Origin of the sequence: Citrobacter sp. S46_ASV_140 (genome assembly GCF_018919545.1) — a bacterium.
Classification (GTDB): Bacteria; Pseudomonadota; Gammaproteobacteria; order Enterobacterales; family Enterobacteriaceae; genus Citrobacter; species Citrobacter braakii.
The window spans coordinates 61,211-77,019 of record NZ_JAHLRC010000010.1 but is presented as its reverse complement, the minus strand read 5'-3'; the positions used below and the strand labels follow the sequence as shown (position 1 = coordinate 77,019).

General features: G+C 52.5%; 16 protein-coding genes and 1 pseudogene. 7 read left to right on the top strand and 10 right to left on the bottom strand.

The annotated features are described in order from the left end of the window. From ackA to yfcC, 3 genes and pseudogenes are all read left to right on the top strand, one after another. Positions 1 to 562, top strand: a pseudogene (gene ackA / locus KQJ19_RS05285) (acetate kinase); the annotation flags it as partial. A 75-nt stretch (positions 563 to 637) separates the two neighbouring features. Then, on the top strand, positions 638 to 2,782 hold the full coding sequence (pta, locus tag KQJ19_RS05280) for a phosphate acetyltransferase (protein WP_016153844.1): 2,145 nt from the start codon (positions 638 to 640) through the stop codon (positions 2,780 to 2,782). A 200-nt stretch (positions 2,783 to 2,982) separates the two neighbouring features. Further along, entirely contained in the window at positions 2,983 to 4,503 is a 1,521-nt protein-coding gene (gene yfcC / locus KQJ19_RS05275) for a putative basic amino acid antiporter YfcC (RefSeq protein ID WP_016157044.1), read from the top strand. A 56-nt stretch (positions 4,504 to 4,559) separates the two neighbouring features. On the opposite strand, the gene yfcD is transcribed toward yfcC, so the two are convergent. The 3 genes from yfcD to yfcF are packed head-to-tail and all read right to left on the bottom strand — an operon-like array spanning position 4,560 to position 6,422. After that, positions 4,560 to 5,114: an NUDIX hydrolase YfcD gene (gene yfcD, locus KQJ19_RS05270; RefSeq protein WP_006683645.1), complete on the bottom strand. Its 555-nt coding sequence runs from the start codon at positions 5,112 to 5,114 to the stop codon at positions 4,560 to 4,562. A gap of 56 nt (positions 5,115 to 5,170) precedes the next feature. Beyond that, a complete protein-coding gene (yfcE, locus tag KQJ19_RS05265; protein ID WP_016153846.1) occupies positions 5,171 to 5,722 on the bottom strand; it encodes a phosphodiesterase in 552 nt (183 codons plus the stop codon). 55 nt (positions 5,723 to 5,777) lie between these two features. Then, the gene (yfcF, locus tag KQJ19_RS05260; protein WP_016153847.1) at positions 5,778 to 6,422 is read right to left on the bottom strand and encodes a glutathione transferase; all 645 of its coding nucleotides are present in this window, start codon (positions 6,420 to 6,422) and stop codon (positions 5,778 to 5,780) included. Positions 6,423 to 6,556: 134 nt separating this feature from the next. Here yfcF and yfcG point away from each other — a divergent pair, with 134 nt between their 5' ends. From yfcG to KQJ19_RS05240, 4 genes are all read left to right on the top strand, one after another. Further along, positions 6,557 to 7,192: a GSH-dependent disulfide bond oxidoreductase gene (yfcG, locus tag KQJ19_RS05255; RefSeq protein WP_016153848.1), complete on the top strand. Its 636-nt coding sequence runs from the start codon at positions 6,557 to 6,559 to the stop codon at positions 7,190 to 7,192. 54 nt (positions 7,193 to 7,246) lie between these two features. Continuing rightward, entirely contained in the window at positions 7,247 to 7,609 is a 363-nt protein-coding gene (folX, locus tag KQJ19_RS05250; RefSeq protein WP_016153849.1) for a dihydroneopterin triphosphate 2'-epimerase, read from the top strand. Positions 7,610 to 7,628: 19 nt separating this feature from the next. Then, positions 7,629 to 8,522, top strand: a complete 894-nt coding sequence (locus tag KQJ19_RS05245) for a TIGR01777 family oxidoreductase (RefSeq protein ID WP_216403403.1) — start codon at positions 7,629 to 7,631, stop codon at positions 8,520 to 8,522. 71 nt (positions 8,523 to 8,593) lie between these two features. After that, positions 8,594 to 9,124, top strand: coding sequence for a GNAT family N-acetyltransferase (locus tag KQJ19_RS05240; RefSeq protein WP_141875459.1), 531 nt, complete (start codon positions 8,594 to 8,596; stop codon positions 9,122 to 9,124). An 18-nt stretch (positions 9,125 to 9,142) separates the two neighbouring features. On the opposite strand, the gene hisP is transcribed toward KQJ19_RS05240, so the two are convergent. From hisP to purF, 7 genes are all read right to left on the bottom strand, one after another. Continuing rightward, entirely contained in the window at positions 9,143 to 9,916 is a 774-nt protein-coding gene (gene hisP, locus KQJ19_RS05235) for a histidine ABC transporter ATP-binding protein HisP (protein WP_016153852.1), read from the bottom strand. 13 nt (positions 9,917 to 9,929) lie between these two features. Next, complete coding sequence (gene hisM, locus KQJ19_RS05230; protein ID WP_003028116.1) at positions 9,930 to 10,637, bottom strand: histidine ABC transporter permease HisM; 708 nt, start codon at positions 10,635 to 10,637, stop codon at positions 9,930 to 9,932. Beyond that, the gene (locus KQJ19_RS05225) at positions 10,634 to 11,320 is read right to left on the bottom strand and encodes a histidine ABC transporter permease HisQ (protein WP_016153853.1); all 687 of its coding nucleotides are present in this window, start codon (positions 11,318 to 11,320) and stop codon (positions 10,634 to 10,636) included. The genes hisM and KQJ19_RS05225 overlap by 4 nt, the downstream gene beginning before the upstream one ends. A 186-nt stretch (positions 11,321 to 11,506) precedes the next feature. Beyond that, on the bottom strand, positions 11,507 to 12,289 hold the full coding sequence (gene hisJ, locus KQJ19_RS05220) for a histidine ABC transporter substrate-binding protein HisJ (protein WP_003028120.1): 783 nt from the start codon (positions 12,287 to 12,289) through the stop codon (positions 11,507 to 11,509). Between the two features lie 247 nt (positions 12,290 to 12,536). Next, positions 12,537 to 13,319, bottom strand: coding sequence for a lysine/arginine/ornithine ABC transporter substrate-binding protein ArgT (gene argT / locus KQJ19_RS05215; protein WP_181221390.1), 783 nt, complete (start codon positions 13,317 to 13,319; stop codon positions 12,537 to 12,539). Between the two features lie 288 nt (positions 13,320 to 13,607). Then, positions 13,608 to 14,177, bottom strand: coding sequence for a UbiX family flavin prenyltransferase (locus tag KQJ19_RS05210; RefSeq protein WP_019077299.1), 570 nt, complete (start codon positions 14,175 to 14,177; stop codon positions 13,608 to 13,610). A gap of 95 nt (positions 14,178 to 14,272) precedes the next feature. Beyond that, positions 14,273 to 15,790, bottom strand: a complete 1,518-nt coding sequence (gene purF / locus KQJ19_RS05205) for an amidophosphoribosyltransferase (protein ID WP_005129677.1) — start codon at positions 15,788 to 15,790, stop codon at positions 14,273 to 14,275. Between the last annotated feature and the right edge of the window lie 19 nt (positions 15,791 to 15,809).

Here is a 15,809-nt window from a genome sequence, read left to right as displayed (position 1 = left end):
CGGTTCTGTATCTGCTATCCGTAACGGTAAATGTGTTGATACCTCCATGGGTCTGACCCCGCTGGAAGGTCTGGTGATGGGTACGCGTTCCGGTGACATCGACCCGGCGATCATCTTCCACCTGCACGACACCCTGGGCATGAGCGTTGACCAGATCAACAAAATGCTGACCAAAGAGTCCGGCCTGCTGGGTCTGACCGAAGTCACCAGCGACTGCCGTTATGTTGAAGATAACTACGCGACTAAAGAAGACGCTAAACGTGCAATGGACGTTTACTGTCACCGTCTGGCGAAATACATCGGTTCTTACACTGCGCTGATGGATGGTCGTCTGGATGCAGTTGTCTTCACCGGTGGTATCGGTGAAAACGCAGCGATGGTTCGTGAACTGTCTCTGGGCAAACTGGGCGTTCTGGGCTTTGAAGTTGACCACGAACGTAACCTGGCCGCACGTTTCGGCAAATCTGGTTTCATCAACAAAGAAGGTACCCGTCCTGCGGTGGTTATCCCAACCAACGAAGAACTGGTTATCGCGCAAGACGCGAGCCGTCTGACTGCCTGATTTCACACCGCCAGCCTAGCTGGCGGTGCTGTTTTGTAACCCGTCTACATCGACGGTAACGAAAGAGGATAAACCGTGTCCCGTATTATTATGCTGATCCCTACCGGAACCAGCGTCGGTCTGACCAGCGTCAGCCTTGGCGTGATCCGCGCAATGGAACGCAAAGGCGTTCGTTTGAGCGTCTTCAAGCCGATCTCTCAACCGCGTGCCGGTGGCGATGCGCCAGACCAGACTACCAGCATCGTCCGTGCTAACTCTTCTCTGCCAGCCGCTGAGCCGCTGAAGATGAGCCACGTTGAATCTCTGTTGTCCAGCAATCAGAAAGATGTGCTGATGGAAGAGATCATCGCGAACTACCACGCGAACACTAAAGACGCTGAAGTTGTACTGGTTGAAGGCCTGGTCCCAACCCGCAAACATCAGTTCGCGCAGTCTCTGAACTACGAAATCGCGAAAACGCTGAACGCAGAAATCGTCTTCGTAATGTCTCAGGGTACCGATACCCCGGAACAGCTGAACGAGCGTATTGAACTGACTCGCAGCAGCTTCGGCGGCGCGAAAAACACCAACATCACCGGCGTAATCGTTAACAAACTGAACGCACCGGTTGATGAGCAGGGCCGTACTCGCCCGGATCTGTCCGAGATTTTCGACGACTCTTCCAAAGCAAAAGTGATCAAAGTTGATCCGGCTAAACTGCAAGAATCCAGCCCGCTGCCGGTTCTGGGCGCGGTGCCATGGAGCTTCGATCTGATCGCAACGCGTGCAATCGATATGGCGCGTCATCTGAACGCCACTATCGTTAACGAAGGTGATATCAATACCCGTCGCGTGAAGTCTGTGACTTTCTGCGCACGCAGCATTCCGCACATGCTGGAGCACTTCCGTGCCGGTTCTCTGCTGGTGACTTCCGCCGATCGTCCTGACGTGCTGGTTGCAGCATGCCTTGCAGCCATGAACGGCGTGGAAATCGGTGCCCTGCTGCTGACTGGCGGCTACGAAATGGACGCGCGTATCACTAAACTGTGCGAACGTGCATTTGAAACCGGCCTGCCGGTATTCATGGTGAACACCAACACCTGGCAGACCTCTCTGAGCCTGCAGAGCTTCAACCTGGAAGTTCCGGTTGACGATCACGAACGTATTGAGAAAGTTCAGGAATACGTTGCTAACTACATCAACGCTGACTGGATTGAATCCCTGACCGCGACCTCTGAGCGCAGCCGTCGTCTGTCTCCGCCAGCGTTCCGTTATCAGCTGACCGAGCTGGCACGTAAAGCCGGCAAGCGCGTTGTTCTGCCGGAAGGTGACGAGCCGCGTACCGTTAAAGCGGCGGCTATCTGTGCTGAACGCGGTATCGCAACCTGCGTACTGTTGGGCAACCCGGATGAGATCACCCGCGTTGCGGCCTCTCAGGGCGTTGAGCTGGGCGCTGGCGTAGAAATCGTTGATCCAGATGTGGTTCGCGAAAGCTACGTTGCTCGCCTGGTCGAACTGCGTAAAAACAAAGGTATGACCGAAACCGTTGCCCGCGAACAGCTGGAAGACAACGTGGTTCTCGGTACCCTGATGCTGGAACAGGACGACGTTGACGGTCTGGTTTCTGGTGCAGTTCATACCACCGCGAACACCATCCGTCCGCCGCTGCAGCTGATCAAAACTGCACCGGGTAGTTCCCTGGTGTCTTCCGTGTTCTTCATGCTGCTGCCGGATCAGGTTTACGTGTACGGCGACTGCGCGATCAACCCGGATCCGACTGCAGAGCAACTGGCAGAAATCGCGATTCAGTCCGCTGAATCCGCCATTGCTTTCGGTATCGAACCGCGCGTAGCAATGCTCTCCTACTCCACCGGTACTTCTGGTGCAGGTAGCGACGTAGAAAAAGTTCGTGAAGCCACGCGTCTGGCGCAGGAAAAACGTCCTGACCTGATGATCGACGGTCCGCTGCAGTATGACGCCGCCGTTATGGCTGACGTAGCAAAATCCAAAGCGCCGAACTCTCCGGTTGCAGGTCGTGCTACCGTGTTCATCTTCCCGGATCTGAACACCGGTAACACCACCTACAAAGCGGTACAGCGTTCTGCCGACCTGATCTCCATCGGGCCAATGCTGCAGGGTATGCGCAAGCCTGTGAACGACCTGTCTCGTGGCGCGCTGGTTGACGACATCGTCTACACCATCGCTCTGACCGCGATCCAGTCTTCCCAACAGCAGCAGTAATCTGTCGAGTGTGCTGGATGTCTTATCCGGCAACACTTCTGCTTATTAAACCGGAAATAGCTTATATTTCCGGTTTTTTTATACCTGTTTTTCCCGTTGGCATATTCTGAAACATTTGCCAGGATGCGCTGCATCAATGAATAACTATTCTCCTGTTTGCATACTTATCCTCTTTTGCATTGCAACAGGGATAGTCTTTCATGTCAGCAGTAACAGAAACACAGCCAGCTAAAAAATGGGCGATGCCCGATACGTTGGTGATTATTTTTTTCGTTGCCATTTTAACCAGTCTGGCGACATGGGTTGTTCCCGTCGGGATGTTCGACAGTCAGGAAGTGCAGTATCAGGTTGATGGACAAACCAAAACCCGTAAGGTGGTCGACCCCCACTCTTTTCGAATTCTGACCAACGACGCGGGCGAAGAGCAGTATCATCGGGTGCAGTTTTTCACCACCGGTGATGAGCGCCCGGGCCTGATGAATTTTCCGTTTGAAGGGTTAACCTCCGGCTCTAAATTCGGCACTGCCGTCGGCATTATTATGTTTATGCTGGTGATTGGCGGCGCATTCGGCATCGTTATGCGTACCGGAACCATCGATAACGGCATCCTGGCGCTCATCCGCCATACGCGAGGAAACGAAGTCCTGTTTATCCCGGTGCTGTTTGTTCTCTTCTCATTAGGCGGCGCGGTGTTTGGCATGGGGGAAGAGGCGGTCGCCTTTGCCATTATTATCGCACCGTTAATGGTACGGTTAGGTTACGACAGTATCACCACCGTTCTGGTCACCTATATTGCGACTCAGATTGGATTTGCCAGCTCATGGATGAACCCGTTTTGCGTGGTCGTCGCACAGGGGATTGCGGGCGTGCCGGTACTCTCTGGTTCCGGTCTGCGTATCATTGTGTGGGTGGTTGCGACCCTGATAGGGCTGACCTTCACGCTGGCCTATGCGGCACGCATCAAAAAGAATCCGCTTTTGTCCCGGGTACATGAATCCGACCGTTTCTTTCGCGAACAGCAGGACGACGTTGTGGAACGACGCTTCACGCTGGGCGACTGGCTGGTGCTGCTGGTGCTGACTGCGGTAATGATTTGGGTTGTCTGGGGCGTGATCGTCAACGCGTGGTTTATTCCTGAGATCGCCAGCCAGTTCTTCACCATGGGCCTGGTAATTGGCATCATCGGCGTGGTCTTTCGTCTCAACGGCATGACGGTCAACATCATGGCCTCCTCATTCACTGAAGGCGCACGAATGATGATTGCCCCTGCCCTGCTGGTCGGCTTTGCCAAGGGCATATTACTGCTGGTCGGTAATGGAGAAGCGGGTGAAGCCAGCGTGTTAAACACGCTGCTGCACAGCATTGCCAACGGCATCAGCGGGCTGGATAACGCCATCGCGGCGTGGTTTATGCTGCTGTTCCAGGCGGTGTTTAATTTCTTCGTTACTTCCGGCTCTGGTCAGGCTGCATTGACCATGCCGTTATTAGCACCCTTAGGCGATCTGGTTGGCGTAAACCGTCAGGTCACCGTACTGGCCTTCCAGTTTGGCGACGGATTCAGTCATATTATCTATCCTACATCGGCATCGCTGATGGCAACGTTAGGCGTGTGTCGGGTGGATTTTCGTAACTGGCTGAAGGTAGGCGCCACGCTGTTGGGACTGCTGTTTATTATGTCCAGCGTGGTGGTAATTGGCGCGCAGATAATGGGTTACCATTAAAAAACGATTGCCCGGCCTACACGATTTCTCGACGCTGTAGGCCGGATGAGCAGATTTTACTCAGCTTCTTCCTGCTTTTCGGCTTTCGCCCCTTCATTCTTAGCGTTGCGGGTCATCCACAGCGCCAGGGCTTTCAGTGAGTCCGGCGTAAATTCGTCGCAACGCGCGGTAATTTCTTCCGGCGTCAGCCAGCAAACTTCACTAACCTCTTCTTCCTGAAGCGCAAACGGTCCGTGGGAAACACAGCTAAACAGCCCACCCCATACGCGACAGTTCTGGTCTTCAAAATAAAACTGCCCATGCTCGGCAAACGGCACGCCCGCAATCCCCAGTTCCTCTTCCGCTTCACGGCGCGCTGAATCCAGTAGTTGCTCGTCAGCCTGCACAACACCGCCAGCGGTGGCATCCAGCATGCCGGGCAAAAAATCTTTTGTCTCAGTACGACGCTGAACCAGAATTTTGCCCATACCATCATGCACGACGATATACGTTGCACGATGGCGTAAGCGTTGCGCCCGCATTTGTTCCCGGCTGGATTGTGCAATGACTTCGTTGTCTTCATTCACAATATCCACCCATTCCGTACTTGCCAAACGACGCTGTTCCACCATCAGGAAACCTTCTTTTTTCTTGCGCTCTTACGGCGCGTTTATGTTTGTGGGGTAAATTACGGATTAATCTCGACCTGTGCAATAACACTTTGATCATTGAGTGCCATTACGCTGAGAACATTATCATCCAGAATCCCGTAACTTGCCGCAAAGCCCCCTTTCGGGATGCTTACCGAGCCGGGATTGAAGTGGTAAACATCCCCTTGACGCTCAGCGACGGGCAGATGTGTATGTCCATAAACCAGCACATCTCCCACGTTGAGTGCCGGCATATTTTGCGGGCCAAAAAGATGCCCGTGCGTCAAAAAGAGTCGCTGATTTTCTGTCAGAATTTGCTGCCACGGCGCGGTCATCGGAAAATGCAGGAGCATCTGATCCACTTCGCTGTCACAATTGCCACGCACCGCGATAATCCGCGCTGCCAGCGCATTCAACCGCTCAGCAACCTGCGCAGGCGCATAGCCTTCCGGGAGCGCATTACGCGGTCCGTGGTTTAAAACATCACCCAATATCACCAGCCATTGCGCACCGCTTGCGGCAAACCGTTCAAGTACGCGTTCCGTGGCTGGCAACGAACCATGAATGTCCGATGCGAACATCAGTTTCATCACTCACTCCTCGTTGAAAAGTACCTTGTAATGATACTGGATTACGCCCCGTTTTTCAGCAGGAACGCTTCGCTGAAAGCGCGATAAAACGCTGGACTGAAGCGCGCTGCCACTGGAAGGCGGCATATTCTGCAAGCGCTTCGGGAACCTCATCGCCGTTAAGGACCAGACGATTCAGCATTAGCGCTAAATCGCAGTCGGCAATACACCATTCGCCAAATAAATTCTGCTTCCCGTGGCTCAATAAATGGCTCGCAGTGGCGAACAATTTCTCCGCACTGACTTTTCCCGCTTCGCTTAACGGACCTTTCTTCACGCCAGCAAAAACTACGTCCGTTGAGCGTTCTTCACGGATAGGCATCAGATCGCTGCGGATCCACGCCTGAACCTGGCGCGCCCGCGCGCGCTTTTGCACATCGTGTGGGTAGATTCGCTCCCACTGCGGCGGCGCAAAACTCTCTTCCAGGAACTCAGTAATCGCTGATGATTCGCTCAGCTCGAAACCGTCGATTTCAAGCACCGGCACGCGCCGCGTTAACGCATACCCTTGCCATGAAGGTTGCAAGTGTTCGCCGCTGTTGAGATCAACGGTTTTCAGCGTAAAAGGCAGTCCTTTCTCTTGCAGAGCGACATAAACAGACAGCACGTAAGGGGAGAAAAAATTGGCATCTGACCACAGCGTAATTGCAGATTTGCTCATAATGTCCTCTGAAATGTATTGGCTTGCCTTCAAAATATAGAGTCTTTCTCTCACTGTCACTTGATGAAAACTCACGCACGCCAACAGGCTCTATACTTGTTATGACCCGGTTCATGACAAAACGGACGCTGAAAATGATCGATCTCTATTACACTCCATCGCCAAACGGTCACAAAATAACGCTGTTTCTTGAAGAGGCGCAGCTGCAATACCGTCTGATTCATGTCGATATCAGCAAAGGTAGCCAGTTTCACCCTGATTTTCTGCAAATCTCACCAAACAATAAAATCCCGGCCATTATCGACAGTGCCCCGGTAGACGGCGGAAAGCCCATCAGCCTGTTTGAGTCCGGAGAAATTTTACTCTATCTGGCAGAAAAGAGCGGTAAGCTGCTGAGCGGTGAGTTACGTGAACGCCACACTACACTGCAGTGGTTGTTCTGGCAGGTCAGCGGCCTCGGACCCATGCTGGGTCAGAATCATCATTTTAGCCACTACGCCCCACAAACGATTCCCTACGCCATTGAAAGATACCAGGTTGAAACCCAGCGCCTGTACAACGTGATGAATAAACGTCTGGAAACGTCCCCCTGGCTGGGAGGCGATCACTACAGCATTGCCGACATTGCCTGCTGGCCGTGGATCCACGCCCATCAGCGTCAGCGCATCGACCTCGACAACTACCCGGCGGTCAATAACTGGCATGAACGCATCCGTACGCGTCCCGCAACGGAACGCGCCATGCAACAAGCACAAAGTGAGAAGCGGTGACGCGATTCGGTTCTCGTGTATCATGCAAAGGTTCATACATGGAGGAAACCTGCAATGTCACAACCTGACGCAATTATTCGTATAAAAAACCTTCGTCTGCGCACTTTTATCGGCATCAAAGAAGAGGAGATCCTTAACCGCCAGGATATCGTCATCAACATTGCCATTCACTATCCGGCAGACAAAGCCCGTACCAGCGAAGATATCAACGACGCGCTGAATTATCGCACTATCACCAAGAGCATCATTGCCCACGTGGAGGGTAACCGCTTCTCATTGTTAGAAAAATTAACTCAAGATGTGCTCGATATCGCACGCGAACATCACTGGGTCACTTATGCTCAAGTAGAGATAGATAAACTTCACGCATTACGTTACGCCGACTCAGTCTCTATGACGCTGAGCTGGCAGCGCTAAACATAACCCGGGAGGCGACATGCAGATTCTGATTACCGGCGGTACTGGCCTGATTGGACGTCATCTGATCCCCCGCTTGCTGGAACTGGGGCATCAGATAACCGTAGTGACCCGTTCTCCTGATAAGGCCCGTCAGATTCTCGACTCCCGGGTTACGCTGTCCAAAGGGCTGGAAGAGCGGCAAAATCTCAATGACATTGATGCCGTCATTAACCTTGCCGGAGAGCCGATTGCGGACAAGCGCTGGAGTGCCCAGCAAAAGGAACGCCTGTGTCAGAGCCGCTGGGTCATCACGCAGAAGCTGGTCGATTTAATCAATGCCAGCGAGACACCGCCCGCAGTGCTAATTTCCGGTTCCGCTACCGGTTACTACGGCGATTTAGGCGAAGTGGTGGTCACAGAAGAAGAGCCGCCGCATAACGAATTTACCCATAAGCTGTGCGCACGCTGGGAGCAAATTGCCAGCACCGCGCAAAGCGACAAAACCCGCGTGTGTATGCTGCGCACCGGCGTGGTACTGGCCTCTGCTGGCGGCATTCTGGCGAAAATGGTCCCGCCGTTTCGTCTTGGCTTAGGCGGACCAATTGGCAACGGACGCCAGTATATGGCCTGGATCCATATTGATGATATGGTCAACGGAATTCTCTGGCTGCTGGATATCGATCTGCGCGGTCCCTTCAATATGGTTTCACCGTACCCGGTGCACAATGAGCAGTTTGCCCACGCGCTGGGCCACGCCCTGAACCGTCCTGCCATTCTGCGCGTTCCCGCCACCGCAATGCGGTTGCTGATGGGCGAATCTTCAGTGCTGGTTCTCGGCGGGCAGCGAGCGTTGCCAAAACGCCTGGAAGCCTCCGGTTTCGCGTTTCGCTGGTACGATTTAGAAGAAGCGCTGGCGGATGTCATCCGATAACCCCTAAGCGCTATTCACGGTCGCCGTTGTGGTGGTAAGGTTATAGGCCAGATTTCTGCAATGGCGACGTTATGGCGATAATTTCGACTCCCCGACTTACCCTCTCTTTGTTTCAGTTTTCTGACTGGTCATTTTTCCAGAAACTACGTGAATGTCCTGAAGTCATGCGCTATATGGGCAACATCGCCCCGGCGAAAGATACGCGTCTGTTATTCGCCAGACGCCTTGCCGCACAGCACACTTTTGTCATCCGCGAGCACAACAACCCGACGCCGCTCGGCGATATTGGTCTGCAAATCAGCCATCTCTACCCGCACGAAGCCGACCTCGGCTACGCCATCATGCCACAGGCGCAGGGGAAAGGTATTGCCAGCGAAGCCGTACGCGCGGTGTGCCAGTACGCCTTCGAGCACGCGGCGGTCACGGCGATAAATGCTTACGCACTGGCGGATAATAAGGGCTCAATACGGATTCTGGAAAAAACGGGGTTCGTGCGTACGCAGGTGCTGGAAAAGGCGTATGAGATTGATGGTATCGCCTACGACGACTGGGTTTATCGTCTGGAGTGCGACGCGCTAAAATTCCAGGCCCGGAAAGCGTAGCGCCTCCGGGCAGGTGACTTACTTCAACGAACCTTTGAGGAACTGCTGCAAACGCGGACTTTGCGGATTACCAAATACCTGTTCCGGATCGCCCTCTTCTTCAATCTTCCCCTGATGCAGAAAAATCACGTGCGTGGAGACATGACGGGCAAACCCCATTTCGTGGGTCACGACCACCATGGTTTTTCCCTCTTCGGCCAGTTGTTGCATAATGCGCAGCACTTCGCCCACCAGCTCCGGGTCAAGTGCCGACGTGGGTTCATCAAACAGCAACACTTCCGGTTCCATCGCCAGCGCACGAGCAATGGAGACACGCTGCTGCTGACCACCGGACAGATGCACCGGATATTTGCCCTGAGCGCGCTCATCAATACCCACTTTCGCCAGATACTTCACCGCACGTTCGCGAGCGTCCTGCTTGCTCAGCCCCAACACCTGGATCGGCGCTTCCATCACGTTTTCCAGCACCGTCATGTGGCTCCACAGATTAAAGTGCTGAAAGACCATCGTCAGTCGCGTGCGCAGCAAGCGCAGCTGATTTTTGTCTGCAACCTTAAGCTGGCCGTCTTTGTCGCGTACCAGACCAATGTTCTGACCACTCACCACAATCGACCCGGCGCTCGGTTTCTCGAGAAAGTTAATGCAGCGCAGGAAGGTACTTTTACCGGAACCTGACGAGCCAATAATACTGATAACATCACCCGCATTGGCCTGCAGCGATACCCCTTTCAGCACTTCATGTTCGCCGTAGTGCTTATGTAAATCGATAACGTTTAATTTATTTTCAGACATCGTGTTACTCGAATCATTTAGAGGATACATGCTGCAACCAGCGTTTTTCCGCTTTACGGAACAGACTGATCAGGACATACGAAATAATCAAATACAGAACAGCGGCAATACCGAAGGCGGTAAACGGCTGATACGTTGCCGAGTTGATATCGCGGGCGATTTTCAACAAATCAGGCACCGTTGCGGTAAACGCCAGCGCCGTGGAGTGCAGCATTAAAATAACTTCATTGCTGTAAGCCGGCAGCGCAATACGCAGCGCGGAAGGCAAAATAATGCAGCGATACAGTTTAAACGACGAGAAACCGTAAGCACGCGCGGCTTCAATCTCACCATGGGGTACGGAACGAATAGCCCCGGCGAAAATCTCCGTGGTATAGGCGCAGGTATTCAGCGTCAGCGCCAGCACGGTGCAATTTAGCCCACTGCGGAAAAACGCGTTGAGGAAGTCCGTGCCTTTGACTATCTCCAGCGTATACATCCCGGAATAAAACACCAGCAACTGGACGTACAGCGGCGTCCCACGAAAAATATAGGTGAACAGCCAGATGGGAAACTGGATAAATTTATTACTGGAAACACGACCAATTGCCAAAAACAGCGCCAGTATCCCGCCCATCACCACCGATGAAATCAGAAGCCACAGGGTGATAGCCACGCCGGTGTAGCGATACCCGTCGGTCCACAGCAGGGACTTCCAGTATTCCTGAATAATCTCAATCACAGGTCAGCCCTCTTCACACCCACGGAATAGCGGCGCTCAAGGTACAGCAGCACACCATTAGAAACAGTGGTAAACACCAGATAGATGACCCCGCACACTACGGCAAAATAGAATGGCTCCCAGGTACTTTTTCCGGCAAGCTGAGTGGCTTTCACTACGTCTTCCAGGCCGAGCAACGATACCAACGCTGTGGCCTTAAGAATGACCTGCCAGTTGTTGCCAATTCCCGGTAAGGCATAGCGCATCATCGCCGGGAACATAATACGGCGAAATATTTGTGAACTGGTAAAACCGAATGCCGTCGCGGCTTCAATATGTCCTTTTGGCACGGCCATAAATGCGCCACGAAATGTTTCGGTAAAATAGGCTCCGTAGATAAACCCGAGCGTAATAATACCCGCGACCATCGGATCGATATCAATCTGGCTGATACCTATTGCATCGGTAAGGGTATTCAGCGCGATTTGTAATCCGTAAAAGATGAGCAGCATTAAGACCAGATCGGGCACGCCGCGGATAAGCGTTGTGTACCCTTCGAAAATAAGCGCCAGCGCCCGGCTTTGCGACAGCTTTGCTGCCGCGCCGACAAGGCCTATCAGAACCGCCAGTACCACCGAGCTAAGTGCCAGCTCCAGCGTAACAATTGCGCCCTGTAAAATAACACCTGAAAAGCCATACAACATGCTGCCTGTCCTGTCGTGTGTGGTGGAGTAATAAGCCTCTTTTGATTTCAGACAAACTGTTAAATGCGGGATGGCGGCTTTGCCTTATCCGGCCTACAAAATCGCTGTAGGCCGGATACGCGCAGCGCCATCAGGCATAAATTCAACACGTCAAAAATCTACGGGCTTTATCAGCACCTGCGGTGATTAACCGCCATAAACATCAAAATCGAAGTACTTTTTCGCCAGCTTCTCGTAAGTACCGTCAGCTCGCATCTCGGCAAAGGCTTTGTTCAGTGCTTCGCGCAGTTCGTTATCATCTTTGCGCAGCCCCATACCGGTACCCACGCCGAATAACTTCTCGTCTTTTACAGATGGGCCGCCGAATTTGTAATCTTTACCGACCGGCTGTTTCAGGAAGCCTTCGCTGGCTGCGACTTCATCCTGGAAAGCAGCATCAATACGCCCGGCAGTCAGGTCAGAATAGATATTGTCTTGCCCCTGATAAGAGACAATTTCAATGCCTTTTGGCGCCCAGTGCTCGTTGCCGAAGGTTTCCTGAGTCGTGCCCTGCAGCACGCCAACACGTTTACCTTTCAGCGACTCAATGGTCGGCTGAATAGCAGAATCTTTAGCGACAACCAGACGCGAGTCAGCTGCATAAAGCTTGTCGGTAAAGGCGATTTCCTGCTGACGTTTTTCAGTGATGGAAAGCGAGGACATAATCGCATCGATTTTCTTCGCTTTTAACGAAGGGATAAGCGCGTCCAGCGGGTTTTCCACGAAGGTACATTGTGTATTGATACGTTTGCACAGCTCTTTAGCCAGATCGATATCAAAACCGACTAATTCACCCTGTGCATTTTTCGATTCGAACGGCGCATAAGTAGGATCGGTACCGATACGAATTTTTTGCGGAATGGCTGCAAATGCTGCGGTAGCACTGGAGAAAGCCAGGACCAGAGAAAGAGACAACACCAGTTTTTTCATAACTATCCTCAACAGACTGTCTTTTATAGGGGATCTTTACAGGACCAGGTGCAGTTATCGTGCCATTAATCGGGCCGACAAGGCAAAGCATTCTACCCTGTCGGCGGTATTTATTTGCATGAAAAGCGCTTAAGTATGCATTCATGCTTATTAAGACAGCGACAAAAGCACCAAAACAGTGCACTGAATTTATTATGCACCGTAATGGTTACCCGCAATGGTGCAGTCCATTCCCCGCTGCGGCGTATTAATCGCCGTAGACATTGAAGTTAAAATACTTGCTCGCCATTTTGTCGTAGGTGCCGTCTTTGCGCAGTTCGCCCAGCGCTTTATCGAAAGCAGCTTTCAGCTCTGCATCATCTTTGCGCAAGCCAATCCCGGTGCCGTCACCAAAGTATTTTTTATCTTTCACCGACGGACCAGCAAAAGCGTAGTCCTTACCGGCAGGCTGCTTCAGGAAACCTTCGCTGGCCGCGACTTCATCCTGCAACGCCGCGTCCAGACGCCCCGCTGTCAGGTCAGAATAGATGAGGTCCTGGTTCGCATAGGCCACCACATCTACGCCTTTGCTGCGCCAGTTGTCATTAGCATAGGCCTCCTGAGTCGAGCCTTGCAGTACACCAACATGTTTACCTTTGAGGGAATCCAGAGTTGGTTGAATTGGGGAACCTTTCGCGGCGATCAGACGTGAGTCTGCTGCGTAAAGTTTGTCTGAGAACGCAATCTCTTGCTGACGCTTCTCAGTAATTGAAAGCGAGGAGATGATGGCATCAATTTTTTTCGCTTTCAGCGACGGGATCAGCGCGTCAAAGTCGCTGGCTACCCAGGTACATTTGATCTGCATGCGCTTACACATCTCATTTCCCAGATCGATATCAAAGCCGACAAAGTCGCCTTTGGCATCTTTAGAGGAAAAAGGTGCGTACGTTGTATCTGTACCAATACGAACCGTCTGCGGAAGTGCTGCGTAGCTGGCCGCGGTGGCGGAGAGTCCTAACAGCAAAGACAAAGCAAGAACCGTCTTCTTCATACATAACCCTCAAGTGGCGTAATTTTATTATGTTTTACGTTGTGTTGTGTGTTTGCAGACTTTTTCATGCAGGTCTTATGCCATTGTCGCGTCGATGAGGATATTCGACGTTAAATATGTTAATAAAACGTTGCAATAATGTCCTGATTTTGAAGATAGCAGGTCTGACGGTTGAACCGCAGCGTTTCGTTGAGTTTTAACGAATTAAATGTTGAGGATATGATCGCGGTTACAAAATTGCCCTGAAACAGGGCAACGGATGTTTCTTTGCACGCTGATGGAACGGTTTTACGCCCCTTGCCAGCGGGTGAACAGATCCTGTGGAAGGGAGATATCAAACTGGTCGAGTACGCGGTTAACCGTTTGATTAATCACATCATCTAGCGTTTGTGGGCGATGATAGAATGCCGGGACTGGCGGCATAATCACCGCGCCAATTTCTGCCGCCTGCGTCATCAGTCGCAGATGCCCCAGATGCAGCGGCGTTTCACGCACGCACAGCACCAGCGGGCGGCGTTCTTTCAACACCACGTCTGCCGCACGGGTAAGCAGCCCATCGGTGTAACTGTGGACGATGCCTGAAAGCGTTTTGATTGAACAAGGTAATATTACCATTCCGGCGGTCTGAAAAGAGCCGGAAGAGATACTGGCGGCGATATCGCGCGTATCGTGATTTACATTCGCCAGTGCCTGCACGTCGCGTACAGAGAGGTCTGTTTCCAGCGCCAGCGTCTGTCGGGCAGCAGCACTCATCACCAGATGGGTTTCCACATCAGTAACGTCACGCAAAACCTGCAGCAGGCGCACGCCATAAATCGCGCCACTGGCACCGCTAATCCCTACAATGAGTCGTTTCATTTTTTCGCCCTTACTTGCTTCAGGGCTGACTTTGCAGGTTTTTATGCGCAGTTGCAAGTCAGTCCACTCTATGTGTCCTGACCTGCAACAGAACATTACCCTTCGTTATGCATCTCGAGGTTTTCCGCTTCGTTCTGACGCAAAATTGCTTTGGCATCGTCATTACGCAGGGAGTCAAGGAAATCGAGATATTGCTGGTCGACGTCTTTGGTGACGTACACGCCGTTAAACACTGAACATTCAAACTGCTGAATATCCGGGTTCTCAGCGCGGACCGCTTCAATCAGATCGTTTAAATCCTGGAAGATAAGACCGTCTGCACCGATTATCTGGCGAATCTCGTCCACTTCGCGACCATGAGCAATCAGCTCCGTCGCCGTAGGCATATCGATACCATAAACGTTCGGGAAGCGAATTTCCGGGGCTGCAGAGGCAAGATACACTTTCTTCGCTCCGGCTTCACGCGCCATCTCGATAATCTGTTCCGAGGTGGTACCGCGCACGATGGAGTCATCCACCAGCAGCACGTTTTTATCACGGAATTCCGCACGGTTGGCGTTCAGCTTACGGCGCACGGATTTACGGCGCAGCTGCTGACCGGGCATGATAAAGGTACGGCCCACGTAGCGGTTTTTCACAAAACCCTGACGGTACGGCTTACCGAGAATACGGGCAATTTCCAGCGCGATATCGCAGGAGGTTTCCGGAATCGGGATCACCACGTCAATGTCCAGATCTTCCCACTCGCGAGCAATTTTTTCGCCAAGCTTGGTACCCATATTTACACGGGCGCTGTAAACGGAAATCTTGTCGATAAAGGAGTCAGGACGTGCGAAGTAAACGTATTCAAACAGGCACGGATTGCTAACCGGGTTATCGGCACACTGGCGAGTAAACAGCTGACCTTTTTCGGTGATATACACCGCTTCGCCAGGTGCCACATCGCGCAGGAATTCAAAGCCCAGCGTATCCAGCGCCACGCTCTCGGAGGCCACCATATACTCGGTACGACCATCCCCGATATCGCGTTTACCCAGTACCAGCGGACGGATACCGTTAGGATCGCGGAAGGCAACCATACCGTGGCCAATAATCATCGCCACGCAGGCATAGGCGCCGCGGATCTGGCGGTTGGTTGCCGCAATAGCAGCAAAAATATTATCGGCTTCCAGCGGATAATGGCGGAAGTTATCCAGCTCGCTGGCGAAAATATTCAGCAAAATTTCAGAGTCTGAAGTGGTATTGATGTGGCGGCGCTTTTCTTCAAACAGCTTTTTACGCAGCTCATGCGCATTGGTCAGGTTGCCATTATGGGCAAGCGTGATGCCATACGGTGAGTTGACGTAAAAAGGTTGAGCTTCGGAGGCGCTGGAGCTGCCAGCCGTTGGGTAACGCACATGACCGATGCCCATATTGCCCTGCAAACGCTGCATATGGCGCGCTTCAAAAATATCGCTCACCATTCCGTTTGCTTTACGCAAGCGGAAGCAGTTGTTGGCATCAATGGTGATGATGCCTGCGGCATCCTGACCACGATGCTGGAGCACCGTTAACGCGTCATAAATCGACTGGTTTACCGGCATAACACCGGCGATACCGACAATACCGCACATACGTCTTTTCCTCGTTCAG

Coding starts and splice junctions, on each gene's coding strand:
- hisP (WP_016153852.1), bottom strand. CDS start 9,916: ATGTCTGAAAATAAATTAAACGTTATCGATTTACATAAGCACTACGGC.
- KQJ19_RS05225 (WP_016153853.1), bottom strand. CDS start 11,320: ATGTTGTATGGCTTTTCAGGTGTTATTTTACAGGGCGCAATTGTTACG.
- yfcG (WP_016153848.1), top strand. CDS start 6,557: ATGATCGATCTCTATTACACTCCATCGCCAAACGGTCACAAAATAACG.
- hisJ (WP_003028120.1), bottom strand. CDS start 12,289: ATGAAAAAACTGGTGTTGTCTCTTTCTCTGGTCCTGGCTTTCTCCAGT.
- KQJ19_RS05210 (WP_019077299.1), bottom strand. CDS start 14,177: ATGAAACGACTCATTGTAGGGATTAGCGGTGCCAGTGGCGCGATTTAT.
- argT (WP_181221390.1), bottom strand. CDS start 13,319: ATGAAGAAGACGGTTCTTGCTTTGTCTTTGCTGTTAGGACTCTCCGCC.
- yfcE (WP_016153846.1), bottom strand. CDS start 5,722: ATGAAACTGATGTTCGCATCGGACATTCATGGTTCGTTGCCAGCCACG.
- KQJ19_RS05240 (WP_141875459.1), top strand. CDS start 8,594: ATGGCGATAATTTCGACTCCCCGACTTACCCTCTCTTTGTTTCAGTTT.
- yfcF (WP_016153847.1), bottom strand. CDS start 6,422: ATGAGCAAATCTGCAATTACGCTGTGGTCAGATGCCAATTTTTTCTCC.
- yfcD (WP_006683645.1), bottom strand. CDS start 5,114: ATGGTGGAACAGCGTCGTTTGGCAAGTACGGAATGGGTGGATATTGTG.
- KQJ19_RS05245 (WP_216403403.1), top strand. CDS start 7,629: ATGCAGATTCTGATTACCGGCGGTACTGGCCTGATTGGACGTCATCTG.
- folX (WP_016153849.1), top strand. CDS start 7,247: ATGTCACAACCTGACGCAATTATTCGTATAAAAAACCTTCGTCTGCGC.
- purF (WP_005129677.1), bottom strand. CDS start 15,790: ATGTGCGGTATTGTCGGTATCGCCGGTGTTATGCCGGTAAACCAGTCG.
- yfcC (WP_016157044.1), top strand. CDS start 2,983: ATGTCAGCAGTAACAGAAACACAGCCAGCTAAAAAATGGGCGATGCCC.